This window comes from Pseudomonas sp. BF-B-15 (assembly GCF_019946675.1).
GTDB classification, from domain to species: domain Bacteria; phylum Pseudomonadota; class Gammaproteobacteria; order Pseudomonadales; family Pseudomonadaceae; genus Aquipseudomonas; species Aquipseudomonas migulae.
This window is the reverse complement of the sequence record NZ_JAGYFZ010000030.1, coordinates 16,882-38,561: the sequence shown is the minus strand read 5'-3', so window position 1 is coordinate 38,561 and position 21,680 is coordinate 16,882. Positions and strand designations below refer to the sequence as shown.

The following is a 21,680-nucleotide window of genomic DNA, read 5'->3' as shown; positions in this document are numbered from 1 at the left end:
TCATGTTGCCGTTCTGGATCGCCCTGCAATTTCTGAGCAGCCTGCCGATTCGTCTGCCGGGCATGCCGGCGCCGCAGGAATTGGGGCGCTCGCTGCTGTTTTATCCGCTGGTGGGGCTGCTGTTCGGCGGGATCTTGTGGGCGTTGAACTGGGCGTTGTCGGGCACGCCGTTGTTGCTGCACGCGGCGTTGCTGTTGACGGCTTGGGTGTTGCTCAGCGGTGCGTTGCACCTCGATGGTCTGGCTGATAGCGCTGATGCGTGGCTTGGTGGTTTTGGCGATCGCGAGCGAACGCTGACGATCATGAAGGACCCGCGCAGCGGTCCGATAGCGGTGGTCACGCTGGTATTGGTGTTGCTGCTGAAATTCGCGGCGTTGCTGGCATTGATTGAGCAGCAGCACAGCGTTTTCCTGATCATCGTTCCGTTGATTGGCCGTGCTGCGTTGCTGGGGTTGTTCCTGACCACGCCGTATGTGCGGGCCGGTGGCTTGGGGCAGGCGCTGGCCGATCATCTGCCGCGTCTGGCCGGCAAGCAGGTGCTGGCGGTCAGTGCATTGGCTTGTGTGCTGATTGCAGGGCTCAGCGGTGTCGTGGCGTTGATGTTGGCGGCGCTGGTGTTTGTCTGGTTGCGGCAGGTGATGCTGCGGCGATTGGGCGGGACCACGGGCGATACGGCGGGGGCGTTGCTGGAATTGCTGGAGGTGGTTTTACTGATTGGCCTTGCACTGTTCCTGTAGGAGCGAGCGGTGCGGCGATCCGACTTGCCCGCGAAGAGTGCCCTGCGGTCTAACAGAAAAACCGAGTTATCGTTCTTCGCGGGCAAGCCTCGCTCCTACAGGGTTTTGTATCAAAAATTTGCATTCATTCAACCGCGGGTATATACACGCACCATGCTCGACTCCCAATGTTTATGCATCAACCTGCGTCGCGCCGCCCGTGGCGTCAGCAGGCACTACGACGGCGCTCTCGACGGCTTCGGAATCAACGTTGCCCAGTATTCTTTGTTGTGCAATCTGCAGCGTCTGAATGAACCGAGTATTTCCACCCTGGCGGAAGCCATGGGCCTGGACCGCAGCACCCTCGGGCGCAATCTGCGGGTATTGGAAGGCGACGGCCTGGTCATGCTGGTCGAGGGCGAAGACATGCGTAATCGCATCGTCAGGTTGACCGAGGCCGGTGCTGAACGCCTGAAAGCGGCCTTGCCGGCCTGGGAGGCGGCGCAGCAGCGACTGGTTGATCGTCTGGGTGCCGAAAAACGCGAAATTTTGCTGAAGCTGCTGGACGAACTGGCCTGACGCCAGTTTTTCCGATCTTAAGCGGGTATATACCCGCTACCGGAGAATAAGAATGACATCGATGTGGCGTACTTGCGGTTGGGTTTTAGTGGGGAGTGCGCTGATCCTTGCGTTGTCTCTGGGCGTGCGGCACGGCTTCGGGCTGTTTCTGGCGCCGATGAGTGCCGAGTTCGGTTGGGGGCGTGAGACGTTTGCCTTTGCCATCGCCTTGCAGAACCTGATCTGGGGCCTGGCGCAGCCCTTTACCGGCGCGTTGGCCGACCGCTTCGGCGCGGCGAAAGTGGTGCTGATCGGCGGCGTGCTCTACGCGATGGGCCTGCTGTTCATGGGCTTGTCCGATTCGGCAGTAACCCTGTCGCTGAGCGCGGGCCTATTGATCGGTATCGGGCTGTCGGGCACCTCATTTTCGGTGATTCTGGGCGTGGTTGGCCGCGTGGTACCCCCGGAGAAACGTAGCATGGGCATGGGTATCGCCAGTGCTGCCGGCTCTTTTGGCCAGTTCGCGATGGTACCGGGCACGCTGGGTTTGATCGGTTGGCTCGGCTGGTCGGCGGCATTGCTGGCGCTGGGCCTGCTGGTCGCGCTGATCGTGCCGTTGGTGAGCATGCTCAAGGACAAGCCGTTGCCGGTTCTCGGTCACGAGCAGACCCTCTCCGAAGCCTTGCGCGAAGCCTGTTCCCATTCGGGATTCTGGCTGCTGTCGTTCGGCTTTTTTGTCTGCGGTTTCCAGGTGGTGTTCATCGGTGTGCACTTGCCGGCGTATCTGGTGGATCAGCATTTGCCCGCCACGGTCGGCACGACGGTGCTGGCGCTGATCGGGTTGTTCAACATCTTCGGTACTTACACGGCGGGCTGGCTCGGCGGGCGGATGTCCAAGCCGCGTTTGCTCACCGGTCTGTATGTGCTGCGGGCCGTGGTGATTGTCCTGTTTCTGTGGGCGCCGGTGACGACAACCACGGCGTATCTGTTTGGCATGGCCATGGGCTTCCTGTGGCTGTCGACGGTGCCGTTGACCAACGGCACTGTGGCGACCTTGTTCGGTGTAAGAAATCTGTCCATGCTCGGTGGGATCGTTTTCCTGTTCCACCAGCTCGGATCGTTCCTGGGTGGCTGGTTGGGCGGGGTGGTGTATGACCGAACCGGGAGTTATGACTTGATCTGGCAAGTAGCGATTCTTTTGAGCCTGTTGGCGGCTGCCTTGAATTGGCCGGTGCGTGAGCGGCCGGTGGCGCGCCTGCAAACCCGGATGAGCACGACATGAACAGCCTCTGGCCACGAATCGCCGTGGCAGCGGGCGGCCTGTTGCTGCTGGCCCTGGCGTGGTGGGGCTGGCATCAGGGCGGGCTGGCGTTGATGCAATTGGGCATGGGCGCTTGCTAGCACGATGTGAGGGCGAGTAAGTTCAATGCAGACGACTTTTCAAGGATGCATGGACATGCTGATGCGCTGGTTTGCCGTTCCCGCGTTACTCATGGCGTTTACCGGATTGGCTCAAGCGGCCGACGAGTGCCCTGAGCTTTTGCAAGGCTCGTTGCCCAAGCTGCGGGCCAAGGAAACGATCGACCTGTGCCAGCGCTTCGCCGGCAAACCGCTGGTGGTGGTCAACACCGCGAGCTTTTGCGGTTTCGCCCCGCAGTTCAAAAGCCTGGAGGCGCTGAATCAGCGTTACAAGGGGCAAGGGCTGGAGGTGATCGGTGTGCCTTCCAATGACTTCAAGCAGGAATCCAAGGATGGTGCGGAAACCGCCAAGGTTTGCTACGTGAATTACGGCGTGACCTTCACCATGACCGAGACGCAGAAGGTTCGCGGTGATGATGCGATTCATCTGTTCCAGGTGCTTGCCGCCCAAAGCGATGCGCCGAAGTGGAATTTCTACAAGTATGTGGTCGATCGCAAAGGCAAGGTGATCGCCAACTTCTCCAGCCTCACCACACCTGACGATCCAGAATTCATCGCCGCCGTGGAAAAAGCCCTGGCTTCACAACCCTGATCGACGCCCACTAAAAAGCCCCGCCTCTGTAAAGAGCGCGGGGCTTTTTTGATTCAGGCGGCGAGGGGTTCAGGCTCGCCGTGAATCACATCAGAAGCGGTAGGTCGCACCAATGCCGAAACCGTTCGCCCAGTTTTCATACTTGGCGTTGTAGGTCTGGTTGCGAGGAGCACCGTTGCTGTTGTTGACCTTGACCGACTCTTCGCGCAGGTACGAATACGCTACGTCGATGGTCAGGTCGTCGGTCGGGCTCCAGCCAGCGCCCAGGCTGAAGATCTTGCGATCGCCAGTCGGAATGCGCGGGGAACGGTTTTCGTTGTTGGTCGGCGCCTGGTCGACGGACAGACCGGTACGCAGCACCCATTGCTTGTTCAACTGATAGGAAGCACCGATGGCGTGAGCCCAGGTGTCGTGCCAGTTCTGCTCTTCAGTGATCGTGCGAAGGCCGCGCGCTGCCAGAGCGGCAGGAACGCCTTCGTTCTCGACGGTGATTTCTTTCAGGCGGCTCCAGCGAGTCCAGGTGCTGCCTGCGTAGAGGGTCCACTTGTCGTCCAGCTGATGAGTGACCGAGAAGTCCACGGACTCAGGCGTGGTGATGTCCAGCGAAGCGTCGAACTTCTGGTTCGGGTTCTGGCCCAGCGCCGCGAGTACGCCGTAGTTGACCTTGGTGTCACCGTCCAGCTTGTACTTCACTTTCGAGTGATAGGTCAGGCCGAGGCGAGTGCTTTCGAGGGCTTGAACCATGATGCCGATGTTGTAGCCGATAGCGGTGTCGTCACCCTTGATCTTGACGGTACCGTCCGCTGCCTGCGGGTTCAGCGACAGGTTCGATTCCAGCTTGCCGTCGATGCGGTTGATGGTCGGACCGAAACCGATGGACACCTTGTCGTTGAAGGCGTAGCTGACAGTTGGCTGCAGGGTGACGATCGTGACTTCGCTCTTGCTGCCGAAGTATTTGCCGGCGAAGCCGTTCTCGTAGTCGGTCACCAGGCCGAATGGTGCGTAGACGCCGAAACCGACAGCCCACTGGTCATCGATTGGCTTTACGTAGTAGCCCATGGGTACGCCCATGAAAGGGACCATGTCACCTTTGTTGGTACCACTATTCGGGCGGGAGCTTGCATCGCTGATGTCAGCGTGCGCGTCGATAAATGCAACACCACCGGTCACTTGTTCGCGCTTGAGGCGAGACATACCGGCAGGGTTGCCAAAAACGGTGGATGCGTCGTCGGCAGCAGAAGATCGCCCGGCAAAACCAGTGCCCATCCCACTGATGCTTTGTTCGTTGAGGGCAAAACCACTTGCGAAGATTTGGGTGGATGCCAAGGCAACGGCGAGGCTAAGGGTGGTTTTGAGCATTACTTTTTTCATTATTAGAACTCCTGGTGATCACCGGGGCGAAAATTACCAACATTTTCGTCCCAGCGCTATAGGCTGTATTGCTTGATTTAGAGCGGTTTTGTAGGACAATCCGACCAAAATCGCGACCTGTTGGGCGATCTTGTTAAGCGAGGGGTTCAGCAGGCGACTTGATTCAATGGTGATACACAGGTTTGCCAGGCGTAGGTGAAATCTCTCAGGCGTCCTTGAGGCTGGAAGGTCTGGCGCCAGATTCGGGCCATTCCCAGCAAGTCGTCTGCTTCGGGGAGGGGGGTGTTCTGTTCTTCGACCAGCAGCCAGGCGATGGCTGTGGCGTAACGCAGGTTTACGGTCAATTCGAGGTGCGGGCCGCTGAGGAACGCATGCTGGCTGGCCAGTCCGCGCACCAGGCTCGCGCGTTCCGGATCAAGTGCCAGGTAATGGTCCCAGAGTGCCTGGTGGCGGGGTTCGGCGATTCGGTACAAGCCGTGTCCACGGCGGTCATGCAGGGCGGAACCAAGGGCTGACTGACTGGCGGCGATGCCCAGCAGCAGGGATTCGGCGGTCGCGCTATGGCGTCCCAGGTAGATCAGTGTCGGACGGATCACATAACGGCACAGTTCGCTGGCAGCGATACCCATAAAACCCTCGAACAAGAAGTGGTCGGCGAGTCCTGAACTTAGCGTTGGCAGCGGGTGGATCGACTCAGGCTCGCCGTAAGCGGTTCAAGCCGCTTGAGTTGAAGTGTAGTGTCATATTCGCGCTGTAAAGGTCTGTTTTTAAAATATTTCCGGCAGACAGTTATAACCGTTATATCGGTTAGTGCTTACGCGGCGGCTGCGAAAAGGGAAATATCGGGCAATAAAAAGACCCGTTTTTTAGGGGGGCGGGTGTTCTTTTGTTTGGGTGCATATCCATTCTTGGGGTAACGGCTGCTATTGGTTTCGCTTTTACAGCGAGTCACTTTGGAAAAGCCCCAAAGTAACCAAAGTGCTCTTGCCCCTTTCGTTCGGTGCCTCGCTAGTGCTCGACATGCCCTCGCTCCGGTCCTGCTCCGTGGGCCCGCCGCGATCGGCCATCCCTGGCCGTGCGCGGCTAACCCGGCATCCATGCCGGGTTGCCCACTGCGCAGAACCTGCGCTCGGCCTCTCGAGGGGGCGACTACCGCTACAGCCGCCGAGGCGGCCTGAAAGCCGACCTGGCTCTCAGCTGTCCGCGTTCTCCTTCTCTGATGCGTTCACTCTTTCCGGACATGTACACCGATCCCCTGTAGGAGCCGGCTTGCTGGCGATAGCGTCCTTTCAGGCGATAAATGCGTTGACTGACCCACCGCCATCGCCAGCAAGCCGGCTCCTACAGTTGATCGTATTTATCCAAACACATCTGCATTTCCCTTGTAGGAGCCAGCTTGCTGGCGATGGACGCCAACGATAACGCGGGCTGTCTGAATGAACGCGTTGCCCAGACGCTTTTCGCCGGCAAGCCGGCTCCTACAGGGAATCGCGTGCGCTTTTGATTTCCACCACTCATCAGGCCGAGCGTTAGCTCGCCTTCCGCTTTTGATCTGAGCGCCCCCTCGAGAGGCCGAGTGGAGGTTCTGCGCAGTGGGCAACCCGGCATGGATGCCGGGTTAGCCGCCCCCGGCCAGGGATGGCCGATGGTGGCGGGCCCACGGAGCAGGACCGGAGCGAGGGCATGCCGAGCCTAGACGAGGCACCGAACGAAAGGGGCAAGAGCCCTTGGTTACTTGGGGCTCTTCCAAGTGACTCGCCGTAAGGGCGAAACCAATGTCAGCCGTGACCGAAGAACCGGATATGTACTCACCACCAAAACCCAACCAAAGCCCACACACAAACAACAGGCAATAAAAAGCCCCGCTTTTCAAGGCGAGGCTTTTGAGGTTTTCAGCGTTTCTGGCGTCTCAGGCAACCAGTGCCTGACGGGTACGCTCGATCACGGCCTGCAGCGGCTCGGCGCTGGAGTATTGATCGGGGTACAGGCGTTCGCTGTGACGAGCGATGCCGTGTTCGTTGACCAGAGTGAAACTGAAGCAGCCTTTGCGAGCGGCCATGATCAGGCAGTTCATTGGTGCAAAAGCGTTGGTTAGGGTGCGAATGGCATCCTGGGTGTGGATTTGAGTAGTCATTAATGGGTGTTCCTACAAGCGACACGGATAAGAACCGTGCAAAATTAAAACGTTCCAGTGACGACGACCACCATTGGTCGAACGAAGAACCCGACTGGAACAAAGCAGCCAGTTTGAAGCGCTGATTAAGTTGGCGCGCTTGGGCTGGCAGGTAGGTACTTAGGAGGGCAGGCAACACATCAAGGGCAAAGGTTCTGGGCCCGGGGTGAAGATCCTGATCAATTTGCAGGCTGGTTCGGTCAGAGTAAGTGAGCTTCGCAACACCCTTTGCTTTCGATTCAAAGGCTGTGTTGGCGCAAGGTTTACCTGGAAACCATCGAGGTGGTCGATCCCGCTTGTTCGGTTGAGGCTTCCTTTGGGAAGGCTGACCGGGAGGATTTGTTCGACCAGAATTGACTTTCAGCTTGGTACTAACGCCGCGGATACTAACGGATTGAATTGCAGAAAGGAAGTGTGTTAGTCAAAAACATCTCCCGAATGCCGCCATTCGTGTGCGGACTGGCGCTTACCCACAGCCAGAGAGCGCCGGTTTCGCCCTGTAATGGCACAGATTCCGACCATCGGTCGTCGACGTTCGTCGGTTCGAAACCGGTCTGGATCATGGGTTCGCCAGGGTTTATCCCCAAGTCAGGTGAGAAAATGCGCCGAAAAAGCGCATGGATATAACTGCCTCGAAGGTACTTGTGCACATAAGTTGCGCGGACTGTCACCCCACTGTCATCTGCCCTTCAAACGTAGTGGGTGCCTGTAACCAAAATTTAAGTCAATGAAAAACATCGGTTTTTTTTACTGGTGAAAAAATCGTCAGTTTGACTGCGAGCCCCATTCCACAGGGCTTTGCGAGAGTTCAAGGGCGGTTGTCCACTGAGTTATCCACAGCTTCTGTGGATTGTCCCGAGCGCTTGCTCTAGGACGGGCGTGCCGGGTTTTTTTAGGCTTTACCTGTAAGAAAAAAAGAGTAGAGTGGCGCGCCTTCCGATCTGCCCCACAGTGCTTTATGAAGTTTCGCTCAGTACCAGCTCCCGCAACCTCGACACCTACCAGCGTCACCCCACCCAAGCGCTTTTCGATGCGTGTGGCCGAATGGCTGCTGGACAGCCCGCGCCTGGGCGAAAACCACAACGTCAAACATTTCGCCGGGCGTTTGCTCAAGCAGCCGGCGCGTGAAGGCGTGGTGGCCGCGCAGAGCCGTCTCGGTCAGTTGATGTGCCGTGAGTGCGGGAATGCCCGGGACCGCCGTATCGGCCAGGACCTCTTGCGTCAGGCCGCGCGAGCCGGGGATCGGCGCGCTCAACAGGAACTCGGTCTGATCGAAGACTGAGCTGTCCAAGACCTGACACCTTGGTTAACCTTCAAGCTTTATCGAACGGGCAGGAATGGCTATGGCGATGGACTTGACCAGCATATTGCTCGGTCTGGCGGGTGCTGCACTGCCGTTGCTGGCATTGGCCTGGCAACTTCAGCGCCGTGCGAGCACCTCGCAGTCAGAGGTTGCATTGCTGGAAGAGCGTCTGGCCATGGCCAACCTGGCACAGGACGGGCTGAATGCCCAGCTCGAAGCTGCTCGCGACGAAATCGCTGACCTGGGGCAGGCCAACGCCACCAAGCAGGCAGACCTCGCCGCCTTGCGCCGTGAAGTCGAACTGCTGCAGATCGAACGTGATGACGCCCGCGACGCCGCTCATGCCTGGAACATTGAGCGCGCCGGCAAAGACGTTGAGTTGCGTCGCCTGGACGCTCAAGCCGCCTCGCTGAATGCCGAGCTGCGTGAGCAACAGGAAAGCCATCAGCAGCGTCTCAGTGACCTGCAAGGCTCGCGGGACGAGCTGCGTGCCCAGTTCGCCGAGCTGGCCGGCAAGATCTTCGACGAGCGCGAGCAGCGCTTCGCCGAAACCAGTCAGCAGCGTTTGGGGCAGTTGCTCGATCCGTTGAAAGAGCGCATCCAGTCGTTTGAAAAACGCGTCGAGGAAAGCTATCAGGCCGAGGCGCGCGAACGCTTTTCGCTGGCCAAGGAGCTGGAGCGTCTGCAACAGCTGAACCTGCGCCTGAGCGACGAAGCGACCAACCTGACCCGCGCCTTGAAAGGGCAGAAGACCCAGGGTAACTGGGGGGAGCTGATTCTCGAGCGGGTGCTTGAGCACGCCGGTCTGGAGAAGGGCCGCGAGTATCAGACCCAGGTCAATCTCAAGGGCCCGGATGGCGAGCGGTTCCAGCCGGACGTGATCATTTATCTGCCTGGCGACAAGCAGGTGGTGGTCGACTCCAAGGTCAGCCTGACGGCCTATCAGCAATACGTGGCGGCCGAAGACGATGCCATCGGCCAGATCGCCATCAAGCAGCACGTGCTGTCGCTGCGCAACCACGTCAAAGGTCTGGCCGGCAAGGATTACAAACGGCTCGACGGCTTGCATAGCCTGGATTTCGTCTTGCTGTTCGTGCCCATCGAAGCGGCGTTTTCCGCGGCGTTGCAGGCGGAGCCAACGCTGTTTCAGGAAGCGTTCGACCGCAACATCGTGATCGTCAGCCCGACCACGTTACTGGCCACCCTGCGTGTCATCGACAGCCTGTGGAAGCAGGAACGGCAGAGTCAGAACGCCCGGGAAATCGCCGAGCGGGCAGGGTGGCTGTACGACAAGTTCGTGTTGTTCATTCAGGACCTGGATGAAGTCGGCAATCGCTTGCAGCAACTGGACAAGGCCTACAGCTCAGCGCGCAACAAGCTGACGGAAGGCCGTGGCAACCTGGTCAGCCGCAGCGAACAGCTCAAGTTGCTCGGCGCGCGGGCCAGCAAGAGTCTGCCGGCGGACCTGTTGGAGCGGGCGATGACGGATGTTGATGGCCTGGTCGAGTTGCCCGAGTAATCTCAAAAGCATCGCCGGCAAGCCAGCTCCTACAGTAAACCGCGTTCTCAACTGTAGGAGCCGGCTTGCCGGCGATGGCGTCCGTCAAAACACCACATCACTAAAAACCTGCCGATCTACAACGGCAAATGCCGACTCAACAACGCCCGCAACGCCGCCGGTTTCACCGGTTTGGCCAGGTAATCCAACCCCGCCGCATGCACCTGCGCCACCGTCTCGGGATGCCCATCGGCGCTGATCACCACACCGGGCACCGGCTCGCCCAAACGGGTGCGCAGCCACGCCATCAACTCGGTCCCGGTCTCGCCGTCGTCCAGGTGATAATCCACCAGCGCCAATTGCGGACGTACGCCATCGCTGAGCAACGCCGCGCATTCGTCGCGATTGCGCGCTGTCCAGACCTGACAACCCCAGCGGGTCAGCAAACTGTTCATGCCTATAAGGATGCTGTCCTCGTTGTCGATGCACAGCACCTGCGCACCGCTCAGGAGTTTGCCGTTGAGTTCGGTGACGTTGGCCGGCGCCGCGATTTGCGCCTGAGCCAACGGCACGCTGACGCTGAACACGCTGCCGCGCCCCGGCCAGGAACGCACTTGCAAGGTGTGGCCCAGAACGCGACACAGCCCGTCAGCAATCGCCAGGCCCAGGCCCAGGCCTTTCTCGGCACGGGTCTGGTGGCTGTCGAGGCGTTTGAACTCCTCGAAAATCACTTTCAGTTTGTCTTCCGGGATCCCCGGACCACGGTCCCAGACCTCAAGGCACAGTTCACCCTTGTGCCGGCGAACCCCTAAAAGCACTGGCCCCTTGGCGTAGCGAAAGGCGTTGGTCAGGAAGTTCTGCAAGATCCGCCGCAACAGTTTGATGTCACTGTCGACCCGCAGCGTACTGCCGCGAACGCGGAATTTGAGCCCCTGGTCCCGGGCCAGCGCCTTGAATTCCGCGCCAAGAATATCGAACAGCTCATTGAGCACGAACGGTTTCGGCTCCGGGTTGATCTTGCCGTTTTCCAGGCGGGAAATGTCCAGCAAATCGCTGATCAGGTCTTCGGCCGAGCGCAGTGATGAATCCAGGTGATGAACCAGTTTCTGCGCTTCGCTGGACAAGCCATCGTCCTGATGGGACAGGGCTGCAGAAAACAGTCGGGCGGCGTTCAGCGGTTGCATCAGGTCGTGGCTGACCGCCGCGAGAAAGCGGGTCTTCGACTGGTTGGCCGACTCGGCGGTGCCCTTGGCTTCGGTCAGGGCCACGTTGAGTTGCGACAACTCGTGGGTGCGCTCGGTGACCCGTCGCTCCAGGCCTTCGTTGGCTTCGGTCAGCGCCTGCTCGGCTTCGCGGAACGCGGTGATGTCGGTGAAGCTCATGACAAAACCGCCGCCCGGCATCGGGTTGCCGATCAACTCAATCACACGGCCATTGGGGAAAAGTCTTTCAGAGGTGTGGGCACGGCCCTGACGCATCCAGTGCAATCGGCGTGCGACGTGCACTTCCGCTTCACCCGGCCCGCACAGACCACGCTCGGCGTTGTAGCGAATGATGTCGGCAATCGGTCGACCGACGCTGATCAAGCCATCCGGGTAATTGAACAGTTCCAGATAACGCCGGTTCCACGCCACCAGCCGCAGCGACTGGTCGACCACGCTGATGCCCTGGGTGATGTTCTCGATCGCGCCTTGCAGCAAGGCACGGTTGAATTGCAGCACTTCCGAGGCTTCGTCGGCGATGCGCACGACGTCCTCAAGTTGCATTTCCCGCCCTTCGATGGCGGCTTTTACCACCGCCCGGGTCGAAGAAGCACCCAGTACACCGGCCAGCAAACGTTCGGTATGGGCGATCCACTCGCTGTCGGCGTTCTGGTTGGGGTTGAAGCCTTTGCCTTGGCGATAGGCGAAACGGATAAAACTCTGACGGGCGCGTTCTTCACCGACAAACCGTGCCGCGAGTTGCAGCAGATCTTCGATTTGCACTGCCAGCATTGAGCGCGCGCTGGGGCGGGCACTGATTTCCTGGCCGATGAAACGCCCGGCCTGCCAGTGCTCCGAAACCCTTGTGCGTGACAGCACCGACACCCAGGCAAACAGTGTGAAGTTGGCCGCCAGCGACAACACCACGCCTTGGGTCAGCGGAGTGAGCGGCAGGTTCAGCGGATTGCTGTGCAACCACGCCAGCCCGGGGAACGTGCTCAACGACACGCCGAGGCTGTGCGCGGCAATCGGCAGAATCAGCGTGTAAAACCACAGGAACGTACCGGCGGCGAGGCCGGCGAACACGCCACGGCGGTTGGCCTGTTTCCAGTACAGCGCGCCAAGCATGGCCGGGGCCAGTTGGGTCACGGCGGCAAAGGCGATCTGGCCGATGGTCGCCAGGCTCGCGGTCGAGCCCAGCAGTCGATAGCTGACGTACGCCAGCAGCAAAATCACCACGATGCTGACGCGGCGCACCGAGAGCATCCACTGGCGGAACACTTCGAACGGTCGCTCGGCATTGTTGCGACGCAGCAGCCACGGCAACAGCATGTCATTGGAGACCATGGTCGACAGCGCCACGCTGGCAACAATCACCATGCCGGTCGCCGCCGAAGCACCGCCGATAAAGGCCAGCATCGCCAGTGCGGGATGGGCCTGGGCCAGTGGCAGGCTGATCACAAAGGAATCCGGCAACACTGAACTTGGCAGCAGCATCTGGCCGGCCAACGCAATCGGCACGACAAACAATGCCGCCAACGCGAGGTACGCCGGAAACACCCACTTGGCCAGGCGCAAATCCTGCGGGTCGATGTTTTCCACCACGGTCACGTGGAACTGCCGGGGCAGGCAGATGATCGCCATCATCGCCACGCCGGTCTGCACCACCATCGATGGCCAGTTGATGGTTTCCTTCCAGTAGGCTTCAAGGCGCGGCGCGAGCATGGCCTGGTCGAAGAGGTCGTCGAAACCGTCGTACAAGCCGTAGGTCACGAACGCACCCACCGCGAGAAACGCGAACAGCTTGACCAGGGACTCGAACGCAATCGCCAGCACCATGCCACGGTGGTGTTCGGTGGCGTCGAGGTTGCGCGTACCGAAGACGATGGTAAACAACGCCAGCACCAGCGACACAATCAGCGCCGTGTCCTGGGCGCGGGTGCCCATGGCGTCGGCACCGGCACCGATCAACAGGTTCACCCCGAGCACGATGCCTTTGAGTTGCAGCGCGATGTAGGGCAGCACGCCGACCAGGCAGATCAGCGCCACGACAATCGCCAGTGACTGGGATTTGCCGTATCGGGCGGCGATGAAGTCGGCAATGGAGGTGATGTTCTCCTGCTTGCTGATCATCACCATTTTTTGCAGGACCCACGGCGCGCAGACCAGCAGCAGGATCGGCCCGAGGTAGATCGGCAGGAACGACCAGAGTTGTTCGGCGGCCTGGCCGACGGCGCCGAAGAACGTCCAACTGGTGCAATAGACCGCCAGCGACAGGCTGTACACCCAGGCGCGCACTCGCGGCGGCAGCGGCGCGCTGCGACGGTCACCGTAGAAGGCGATGGCGAACATGATGGCCATATAGGCCAGGGCGACGGCGGCGATCAGCCCGCTGGACAGCGACATGGAAACTCCAGACAAAAGACACACGGGACGACAGCCCGGACAGACAGTCTCGCACGACCGTCCGCGTTAGTCAGTGTCGACCAAGGTCGTGGAGTGGCGGGGTGTCGCAGGGTTGCTCTTGTAGGAGCGAGGCTTGCCCGCGAAGGCGTCATCACTGACTGAACGCAATCTCGATCAACCGATGCAACTCCTCAACCTCGAGCGGCGCCGGCGAAAACAGAATGCGAAACACCGTAGGCGCCGCCATCAGATTGATCAGCCGATCAACACCCGGTTTCGGCTGATCCGGATAACGATCCAGAATCATCTGCAACTGCCCGCCAATGATCGTCACACACAGACCCGGCGTCGGGCTCGATTGCACATCGCGCAGCATGTTGCGGCCAGGTTCGGAGCTCATCTCGTCCAGATACTGCTCGGCCCAGGCCTGCACATCTCCGCGCAGGCTGCCGGTGTTGGCAGGCTCGCTGTCGGGTTGCATGCGCGCCAGGGCGACATCCGCCAGCAGCGCCGACAGATCGCCCCAGCGCCGATAGATGGTCGACGGCGTAACCCCCGCGCGAGCCGCGATTTGCGGGACGGTCACGGTGGAGCGGTCCTGTTCTTCGAGGAGCGCACGGACTGCCGAATGAATCGACTCTTGCACCCGGGCGCTGCGGCCGCCGGGGCGTAAACCTTCTTTAATAGCCATGGAGCGGACCTTAACACAAAGAATTTGCTTTAAGCGCAGACGAGTAGCACACTCCGCAAAAGCAAAAAGTTAGCTTTTGCGGAGTGTGCGCATGTCGAGTTCTGTTTCCAGCCGTTCAACCCTGTGGTTTCTGGCGATCACTTTACTGAGTTTTCTCGCCGCTTCCACGGCGCCGACGCCGTTGTATCACTTGTATCAGGAGCAGCTGCATTTCTCGGCAGCAACCTTGACCGTGATTTTCGGCATCTACGCCATCAGTCTGCTGGTGGCGCTGCTGACGGTCGGTTCGCTCTCGGACTACCTGGGACGCAAACCGGTCATTTTCAGCGCCGTCCTGCTGAACCTGTTGGCGATGCTGCTGTTTATCAATGCCGACAGCGTGGCGTGGTTGATCGGCGCGCGGGTGCTTCAGGGGTTCGCGACCGGGATGGCCACCGCCGTATTGAGCGCCGCGCTGCTGGACACCGATCGCCAGCAGGGGCCGCTGATCAACAGTGTCGCGCCGCTGCTTGGTATGGCGGTTGGCGCCGTGGGGTGCGGCTTGCTGGCCGAGTTTGCACCGCTGCCGCTGCAGCTCACTTATTGGGTGTTGTTCGCGCTGTTTGTGATGCAGGCGCTGTATGTCTGGCGCTTGCCGGAAAGCGTCAGTTCGCAACCGGGGGCATGGGCCTCGTTGCGTCCGACCCTGCATGTGCCGACCCAGGCTCGCTCGACCTTGTGGCGAGTGTTGCCGCTGAATATCGCGACCTGGGCACTCGGCGGTTTTTATGCCTCGCTCGGCCCTTCGTTGCTGCGCACGGCCACCGGTTCCACCTCGAACCTGATGGGGGGAGCGGCAGTCGCCGCATTGACGCTGACCGGCGCGCTGATGATCTTTACCCTGCGCAACCGGCCTGCTGCCAAAGGGCTATTGCTGGGCGGCACGTTACTGCCCATCGGCCTCGTGTTGCTGTTGCTGGGCGTGCACAGCGCCAGCCTGGCATTGTTTTTCCTCGGCACGCTGGTGGCCGGTTGCGGATTCGGCGCCGGTTTCCTCGGCGCGGTGCGCAGTCTGGTTCCGCTGGCGCAGCCCCATGAGCGGGCCGGGTTGATGTCGGCGTATTACGTGCTCAGTTACCTGGCGTTCTGCTTGCCGTCGTTGCTGGCGGGGAATCTGACGCGCACGTTTGGCCTGGTGGCGACCACCGATGGTTATGGTGCCGTGCTGATTGTCCTGTCGGTCGGTGCGTTGCTGGCGTTGATGCGGCCGCGACCTGCCGAAGTGTGCAGCGCGACCGGTCATCCATAAAAAAACGCGGCGCCGTTCAAGGCGCCGCGTTTTTGTGTGCAGCGATCAAATCTGTGCAAATCCGCCATCGACGAACAACTCGATCCCATTGATGAAGCTGCTGTCATCCGAGGCGAGGAACACCGCGGCTTTGCCCACTTCCGATGGCGTTCCAAGACGGCCAATCGGCACTTGGCTGGCGAGGTAATCCAGCAACCCCTGCTGCTGGTCTGCTGGCGCAAGTTCGGTCAGGCCGGGCGTGTGAATCGGGCCGGGGCTGATGACATTGACGCGAATCCTGCGGGCTTTCAAATCCAGCAACCAGGAGCGGGCAAAGTTGCGCACCGCCGCTTTGCTGGCGCTGTAGACGCTGAAGTTTTCCGTGCCTTTGGTGGCGGTCGTGGACGCGGTGAGAATCACCGAACCGCCGTCCTTGAGCAGCGGCAGTGATTTCTGCACGGTGAACAGCAGGCCTTTGACGTTGACGCCGAAAATCCGGTCGAAGTGTTCCTCGGTAATCGCGCCGAGGGGCAACATGTCGCCACCGCCCGCATTGGCAAAGACGATGTCCAGAGTACCGGCCTTGGTCCTGATCACGTCGAAGATGCGGTCCAGGTCGGCAAGGTTCGCGACGTCGCCCTGAATCCCGGTGACGTTGTGACCGATGCTGCTGACTGCCGCATCCAGCTCGGCCTGGCGGCGGCCGGTGATGAACACCGTGGCGCCTTGGTCGACGAACGCTTGAGCCGATGCCAGGCCGATGCCGGTGGTGCCGCCAGTGATCAGTGCAACCTTGCCTGTGAGTGTGTTGCTCATGAGGTGAATCTCCGCTGAGTCGTTAAGGAAGTTCCTGGCACTGTCGTGCGCCGTTGAACAAACTCTATGCCGGAAGATTCATCGGAAAAATCGCCTGAATCGGGTTTGTTTGTACATGGTTGTGGACAATACTCAAGGCTCGTCCCTTGAGATGTCTGTCATGAATCAACTGTTGGCCATGCGTGTTTTCTCCCGCGTCGTGCAGGCCGGTTCGTTTACCAGGGCCGCCGACTCGCTGAACATGCCAAAAACCTCGGTCAGCAAACTGGTGGCCGAGCTTGAAGAACACCTCGGTGCGCGGCTGTTACAGCGCACCACGCGCCGGCTGACGGTGACGGCGGATGGCATGGCTTACTACGAGCGCGCCTTGCAGTTGATGGTGGAGCTGGACGATCTGGACAACAGTTTCGCCAGTGCCCAGGGCCACCCGCGCGGCAGGATTCGCGTCGATGTCGGCGGCTCGGTGGCGACGATCCTGATCATCCCCGCATTGCCGGATTTCTATGCCCGATACCCGGACATCCAGGTCGAGTTGGGTGTCAGCGATCGGCCCGTGGACCTGATCAGCGAAAACGTCGATTGCGTGATTCGCGGCGGGCCATTGACCGAACTCTCCATGGCTGCGCGACCCCTGGGCCTGTCGTCATGGACCACTTGCGCCACCCCCGGCTATCTCGAACGTTTTGGCTTTCCGATGGACCCGCGAGACCTTGAGAAAAATCATCGCATCGTCAGTTATCACTCGGCGCGTACCGGGCGGGTAATGCCGGCGCGATTCGAGCGCAACGGTGAAAAGTTCGAGATTCGGGGGCAGGGAGCTTTCAGTGTCAACGAGAGCAATGCCCATCTGGCCTCAGGGCTGGCGGGTCTTGGGGTGATCCACACGTTCACTTACACCGTGCAACCGCACATCGAGCGTGGCGAGCTGGTGCCGATTCTTCAGGACTGGCGCCCGCCCCGGTATCCGTTTCACGTGTTGTATCCGCCGAACCGGCACCTGAGTAACCGGGTTCGGGTATTTATCGATTGGCTGGCGCAGCTGTTCGCCGGTTTGGGTTAGCCTTGGCACCGCCATTTCTTTCGACGGACCGCCCATGAAGATCATTCGCAGCCAATCCTTCACCGCTGACCGTGCCTGGGGAGCGCTGGACATCGCCAACATGAACGGCATCACCACGCGTCTGCACTGGACCGATCAGCCATACAAGTGGCATGTGAATGATGGCGAGGAGGTGTTCGTTGTGCTCGATGGCCAGGTGCAAATGCGCTATCGCGAAGCAGGCCAGGAGAAAGCGGTGATGTTGGCTGTCGGCGATATCTTTTACGCCTCGGTGGGCACCGAGCATGTGGCGCATCCGCAGGGGGTGGCGAGGATATTGGTGATCGAATCGGAAGGCAGCGTTTGATGCTATATCTACAAAATAGATAACAGTTAGAGATATTACCCGTTATATAGATATTCGATTTGGACCTACCCTGAACTCCACCTCAACAGAGGACAGGAGTTCGCTATGACATGCCCCAACGCCACCCCCGTTTACAAACCTTTCAGTCATTTGCAGCACCCGCGCGAGGTCATCCGCCAGTTCACCCCGAACTGGTTCGCCGCGACCATGGGCACGGGCGTTCTGGCGCTGGCCTTGGCCCAGTTGCCTGGCGCGACGCCGGGTCTGCATGCGATCGCCGAAGCCCTTTGGCTGTTCAATATCGGTCTGTTCATCTTGTTCACGGCGCTGTACGCGGCGCGCTGGGTGCTGTTCTTCGATGAGGCCCGGCGGATTTTCGGGCACTCCACGGTCTCGATGTTTTTCGGCACGATTCCCATGGGGTTGGCGACCATCATCAATGGCTTCCTGCTGTTTGGCCTGTCGCGCTGGGGCGAAGGTGTCGTCCATGTGGCCGCGCTGCTGTGGTGGCTGGACGTGGCGATGTCGCTGGCCTGCGGTGTGCTGATTCCCTACATGATGTTCACCCGCCAGGAGCACAGCATCGATCAGATGACTGCCGTTTGGCTGCTGCCAGTGGTGGCGGCGGAAGTGGCGGCCGCCAGTGGCGGGTTGCTGGCGCCGCATTTGGCCGAGGCCCATGGGCAACTGGTGGTGTTGGTGACGAGCTATGTGCTCTGGGCATTTTCCCTGCCGGTGGCGTTCAGCATTCTGACAATTCTCATGCTGCGCATGGCGCTGCACAAACTGCCTCACGAAAACATGGCCGCGTCGAGCTGGCTGGCGCTCGGCCCGATTGGCACCGGGGCACTGGGCATGTTGCTGCTGGGCGCCGACGCGCCGGCCATCTTCGCCGCCAACGGGCTTGCCGGCCTGGGTGAAATCGCGGCGGGGCTGGGGCTGGTAGCGGGGATCACGCTGTGGGGCTTCGGTTTGTGGTGGATGCTGATTGCGCTGCTGATCACCGGGCGTTACCTGCGCGCCGGGATCCCGTTCAACCTTGGCTGGTGGGGTTTCACCTTTCCGCTGGGCGTCTATTCTCTGGCAACGTTGAAACTGGGAAGCACGTTGAACCTGGCGTTTTTCAATGCCTTTGGCTGTGTGCTGGTGGCGTTGCTGGCGGTGATGTGGCTGATCGTTGCCAAACGCACGGTACAAGGCGCGTGGCGGGGGGAGTTGTTTGTCTCGCCGTGCATTGCAGGTTTAAACAAATAACCGGGTAATGTGTGGCCTGGATCGGCGTGCGGCATTCCAATCACAGTATCCACGCCACTCTCTAACAACATCAGGGCACACGGAAGATGAGTCACCCCTCACAGTTCACCTTGCTTCGCACCCGGCGCTTCCTGCCGTTTTTCGTGACCCAGTCCCTCGGGGCGTTCAACGACAACGTCTTCAAGCAATCGTTGATCCTCGCCATTCTGTACAAATTGACCATCGAGGGGGATCGCTCGATCTGGGTCAATTTGTGTGCGCTGTTGTTCATCTTGCCGTTCTTTCTGTTTTCGGCGTTGGCCGGGCAGTTTGGCGAAAAGTTCGCCAAGGATGCGCTGATCCGTCTGATCAAGCTCGGGGAAATCGCCATCATGGCGGTCGGCGCGGTGGGGTTTGTCTTCGATCACCTGTCGCTGATGCTGCTGGCGCTGTTCGCCATGGGCACGCACTCGGCGCTGTTCGGGCCGGTGAAATACTCGATCCTGCCCCAGGCCTTGCATGAAGAGGAGCTGGTGGGCGGCAACGGTCTGGTGGAAATGGGCACCTTCCTGGCCATCCTCGCCGGGACCATCGGCGCCGGGATCATGATGTCCTCCGCGCATTACGCGCCCATCGTGTCCACGGCGATCATCGGCATTGCCGTGCTCGGTTACCTGGCCAGTCGCAGCATTCCGCGGGCGGCGGCCTCATCGCCGGAAATGCGTCTGAACTGGAACATCTTCAGTCAATCCTGGGCCACCTTGAAACTGGGCCTGGGACAAACGCCGGCGGTGTCGCGCTCGATTGTCGGCAACTCATGGTTCTGGTTTGTCGGGGCGATTTACCTGACGCAAATCCCGGCGTACGCCAAGGAGTGGATGCACGGCGACGAAACCGTGGTGACGCTGATTCTTACCGTGTTCTCGGTGGGTATCGCACTCGGCTCGCTGCTCTGCGAAAGACTGTCCGGACGCAAAGTCGAGATCGGTCTGGTGCCGTTCGGCTCGTTTGGCCTGACGGTATTCGGATTGCTGCTGTGGTGGCATTCCGGTGGAATTCCCGAGAGTGTCGACGGCCATGGCTGGATCGAAATCCTTGGCTTTGGCCACACCTGGCTGGTATTGATCGACATTCTCGGTCTCGGGGTTTTCGGTGGTTTCTACATCGTGCCGCTGTACGCGCTGATCCAGTCGCGCACCCCGGAGAACGAGCGGGCGCGGGTGATTGCCGCCAACAATATTCTCAACGCGCTGTTCATGGTGGTCTCGGCGATTGTCTCGATCGTGCTGCTGAGCCTGGCCAAGCTGTCGATCCCGCACCTGTTCCTGGTGGTGTCGCTGCTGAACATCGGCGTCAACGCCTACATCTTCAAGATCGTCCCCGAGTTCAGCATGCGTTTCATGATCTGGCTGCTCAGCCATTCCATGTACCGCGTGGAGCATCGCAATCTGGAGCTGATTCCGGATGAAGGCGCGGCGTTGCTGGTGTGCAACCACGTGTCTTTTGTCGACGCGCTGCTGATTGGCGGCGCGGTGCGTCGGCCGATTCGCTTTGTGATGTATTACAAGATCTACAACCTGCCGGTGCTGAACTTTATCTTCCGCACGGCCGGGACGATTCCGATCGCGGGACGTCAGGAAGACATTCAGATTTACGAAAAGGCCTTCACGCGTATTGCTCAATATCTGAAGGACGGTGAGCTGGTGTGCATCTTCCCTGAAGGAAAATTGACCGCCGATGGCGAGATCAACGAGTTCAAGGGCGGGTTGACGCGGATTCTCGAAGAGACGCCGGTGCCAGTGATTCCATTGGCATTGCAGGGGTTGTGGGGGAGTTTCTTCAGTCGCGATCCCGACAAGGGCCTGTTCCGTCGGCTGTGGTCGCGGGTGACTCTGGTGGCGGGGCCGGCGGTGGCGGTAGAAGCGGCGGAGCCGGCGAAGCTGCAAGGGATGGTCGGAGAGTTGCGCGGCGCTGTCCGCTGATCCCTGTCGATGCGGGCCGCTACTTTCGCGAGCCCGTGCTGGCGGGAGTCAGCCCGCCATCGCCAAGCGGTTGCGTCCTTCGCGCTTGGCCACATAAAGCGCGCTGTCGGCCCGGCGCAACAGGCTCTCGGCCGATTCGCCGGGCAACAGGGTCGAACAGCCGAGACTGACGGTCAGCTCGATCAGGTTGCCATCAGCCGAAAAATCCTTGGCTTGCGCCGCGAGTCGCAGGCGCTCGCCGACCATGGCGGCGGCTTCCCGGCCGGTGTTGGACAGCAGAATCAAAAACTCCTCGCCACCAAAGCGGAACACCATGTCCACGTTGCGCAGCTGGCTTTTGATCGAGGCGGCGACTCCCTTGAGCACGTCATCGCCAGCGCTGTGGCCATGGGTGTCGTTGATTTGTTTGAAATGGTCGATGTCCAGCATCAACAGCGACAAGGGCTGCAGGTGCCGACGCGACATGTCGATTTCCCGTTGCAGCGTCTGGTCCATGGCAATGCGGTTGCCGGTGTCCGTCAGAGGGTCGCGCAAGGCGCTTTGGGTGGCGGCGCGGTAGAGCAGGGCGTTGCGCATCGGGTACAGCAATGCGGACAGCAGTGATTCAAGGTTGCCCAGTTCCTGCTCGCTGAAACGCTGATTGCGACGGAACACCAGTTCACCCAGCTGCTCGCCTTCGTGGCTGAGGGTGTAACTGATCGAGTGGTGGCCGCGCTGGCCGTATTCCAGGCGCAAGTCGCTGGCCTTGTGCTGGTAGCTCAAGGCGTCGAGCGGTACGAGACGCTGAATTTCACGGTAGAAGAGCCCAAGAATGCGTTGCGGCTCAAGACTGGTTTGCAGCTGCAAACTCAGTTGCTGGCGCAATTGCGCAAGGCTGACCGGCCTCTCCAGAAGAGGGGGCTGCTGACTAAAGCCCAGGCGTTGCAATTTGGCGCTATCGAAGTCAATTGCGTTGGTCTGGGAAGGTGATTTCATATGGCGTGCGCCCCTAAGCAGTAAGGCTGTCTTACAGGCTGGGTGAGAGCGGCTTTGGGCTGCGCGTCATAC

At 60.1% G+C, this 21,680-nt stretch carries 19 protein-coding genes; 12 read left to right on the top strand and 7 right to left on the bottom strand.

All coding sequences use genetic code 11. The annotated features are described in order from the left end of the window. Nucleotides 1–2: 2 nt before the first annotated feature. The 5 genes from KGA97_RS12315 (at nt 3) to KGA97_RS12300 (ending at nt 3,285) form a co-directional block, all read left to right on the top strand. Complete coding sequence (locus tag KGA97_RS12315) at nt 3–737, top strand: adenosylcobinamide-GDP ribazoletransferase (RefSeq protein WP_223480848.1); 735 nt, start codon at nt 3–5, stop codon at nt 735–737. A 153-nt stretch (nt 738–890) separates the two neighbouring features. Beyond that, nucleotides 891–1,295: a MarR family winged helix-turn-helix transcriptional regulator gene (locus KGA97_RS12310; protein WP_008033571.1), complete on the top strand. Its 405-nt coding sequence runs from the start codon at nt 891–893 to the stop codon at nt 1,293–1,295. A gap of 52 nt (nt 1,296–1,347) precedes the next feature. Continuing rightward, entirely contained in the window at nt 1,348–2,556 is a 1,209-nt protein-coding gene (locus KGA97_RS12305) for an MFS transporter (protein ID WP_223480847.1), read from the top strand. Then, nucleotides 2,553–2,675, top strand: a complete 123-nt coding sequence (locus KGA97_RS29455; protein WP_008033574.1) for a hypothetical protein — start codon at nt 2,553–2,555, stop codon at nt 2,673–2,675. Before KGA97_RS12305 ends, KGA97_RS29455 begins: the two co-directional genes overlap by 4 nt. A gap of 61 nt (nt 2,676–2,736) precedes the next feature. Continuing rightward, complete coding sequence (locus tag KGA97_RS12300; RefSeq protein WP_404943247.1) at nt 2,737–3,285, top strand: glutathione peroxidase; 549 nt, start codon at nt 2,737–2,739, stop codon at nt 3,283–3,285. A 90-nt stretch (nt 3,286–3,375) separates the two neighbouring features. Here KGA97_RS12300 and KGA97_RS12295 read toward each other — a convergent pair whose 3' ends face one another. From KGA97_RS12295 to KGA97_RS12285, 3 genes are all read right to left on the bottom strand, one after another. After that, on the bottom strand, nt 3,376–4,656 hold the full coding sequence (locus KGA97_RS12295; RefSeq protein WP_008039174.1) for an OmpP1/FadL family transporter: 1,281 nt from the start codon (nt 4,654–4,656) through the stop codon (nt 3,376–3,378). A gap of 146 nt (nt 4,657–4,802) precedes the next feature. Beyond that, entirely contained in the window at nt 4,803–5,285 is a 483-nt protein-coding gene (locus tag KGA97_RS12290) for a hypothetical protein (RefSeq protein WP_008033583.1), read from the bottom strand. A gap of 1,280 nt (nt 5,286–6,565) precedes the next feature. Then, the gene (locus KGA97_RS12285; RefSeq protein ID WP_008031832.1) at nt 6,566–6,790 is read right to left on the bottom strand and encodes a hypothetical protein; all 225 of its coding nucleotides are present in this window, start codon (nt 6,788–6,790) and stop codon (nt 6,566–6,568) included. A 997-nt stretch (nt 6,791–7,787) separates the two neighbouring features. Between KGA97_RS12285 and KGA97_RS12280 the strand changes: the two genes are divergently transcribed. Together KGA97_RS12280 and rmuC are read left to right on the top strand one after the other, a co-directional pair. Continuing rightward, the gene (locus tag KGA97_RS12280; RefSeq protein WP_032832831.1) at nt 7,788–8,111 is read left to right on the top strand and encodes a sel1 repeat family protein; all 324 of its coding nucleotides are present in this window, start codon (nt 7,788–7,790) and stop codon (nt 8,109–8,111) included. A 175-nt stretch (nt 8,112–8,286) separates the two neighbouring features. Next, on the top strand, nt 8,287–9,651 hold the full coding sequence (rmuC, locus tag KGA97_RS12275; RefSeq protein WP_207285394.1) for a DNA recombination protein RmuC: 1,365 nt from the start codon (nt 8,287–8,289) through the stop codon (nt 9,649–9,651). Nucleotides 9,652–9,767: 116 nt separating this feature from the next. Here rmuC and KGA97_RS12270 read toward each other — a convergent pair whose 3' ends face one another. Together KGA97_RS12270 and KGA97_RS12265 are read right to left on the bottom strand one after the other, a co-directional pair. Continuing rightward, nucleotides 9,768–13,238 (bottom strand): hybrid sensor histidine kinase/response regulator, encoded by a 3,471-nt coding sequence (locus tag KGA97_RS12270; protein WP_008031826.1) that lies wholly within the window; start codon nt 13,236–13,238, stop codon nt 9,768–9,770. A 151-nt stretch (nt 13,239–13,389) separates the two neighbouring features. After that, nucleotides 13,390–13,929 (bottom strand): TetR/AcrR family transcriptional regulator, encoded by a 540-nt coding sequence (locus KGA97_RS12265; RefSeq protein WP_008031824.1) that lies wholly within the window; start codon nt 13,927–13,929, stop codon nt 13,390–13,392. A gap of 91 nt (nt 13,930–14,020) precedes the next feature. On the opposite strand from KGA97_RS12265, the gene KGA97_RS12260 reads away from it, so the two are divergent. Further along, a complete protein-coding gene (locus KGA97_RS12260; RefSeq protein ID WP_223480846.1) occupies nt 14,021–15,217 on the top strand; it encodes an MFS transporter in 1,197 nt (398 codons plus the stop codon). Nucleotides 15,218–15,262: 45 nt separating this feature from the next. Here the strand turns inward: KGA97_RS12260 and KGA97_RS12255 are convergent, their stop codons facing one another. Beyond that, the gene (locus KGA97_RS12255; RefSeq protein ID WP_008043718.1) at nt 15,263–16,012 is read right to left on the bottom strand and encodes an SDR family NAD(P)-dependent oxidoreductase; all 750 of its coding nucleotides are present in this window, start codon (nt 16,010–16,012) and stop codon (nt 15,263–15,265) included. Nucleotides 16,013–16,172: 160 nt separating this feature from the next. On the opposite strand from KGA97_RS12255, the gene KGA97_RS12250 reads away from it, so the two are divergent. The 4 genes from KGA97_RS12250 to KGA97_RS12235 all read left to right on the top strand — a co-directional run bounded on the left by KGA97_RS12250 (nt 16,173) and on the right by KGA97_RS12235 (nt 20,633). After that, complete coding sequence (locus tag KGA97_RS12250; RefSeq protein ID WP_207285336.1) at nt 16,173–17,072, top strand: LysR family transcriptional regulator; 900 nt, start codon at nt 16,173–16,175, stop codon at nt 17,070–17,072. Nucleotides 17,073–17,106: 34 nt separating this feature from the next. Next, a complete protein-coding gene (locus KGA97_RS12245; protein ID WP_207285335.1) occupies nt 17,107–17,418 on the top strand; it encodes a cupin in 312 nt (103 codons plus the stop codon). Nucleotides 17,419–17,523: 105 nt separating this feature from the next. Then, nucleotides 17,524–18,672, top strand: a complete 1,149-nt coding sequence (locus tag KGA97_RS12240) for a TDT family transporter (RefSeq protein WP_223480845.1) — start codon at nt 17,524–17,526, stop codon at nt 18,670–18,672. Nucleotides 18,673–18,758: 86 nt separating this feature from the next. Further along, nucleotides 18,759–20,633 carry an MFS transporter gene (locus KGA97_RS12235; protein ID WP_008042106.1) on the top strand — a complete coding sequence of 625 codons (1,875 nt, stop codon included), beginning with the start codon at nt 18,759–18,761 and terminating at the stop codon, nt 20,631–20,633. A gap of 48 nt (nt 20,634–20,681) precedes the next feature. Here the strand turns inward: KGA97_RS12235 and KGA97_RS12230 are convergent, their stop codons facing one another. Next, a complete protein-coding gene (locus tag KGA97_RS12230) occupies nt 20,682–21,608 on the bottom strand; it encodes a GGDEF domain-containing protein (protein WP_223480844.1) in 927 nt (308 codons plus the stop codon). Between the last annotated feature and the right edge of the window lie 72 nt (nt 21,609–21,680).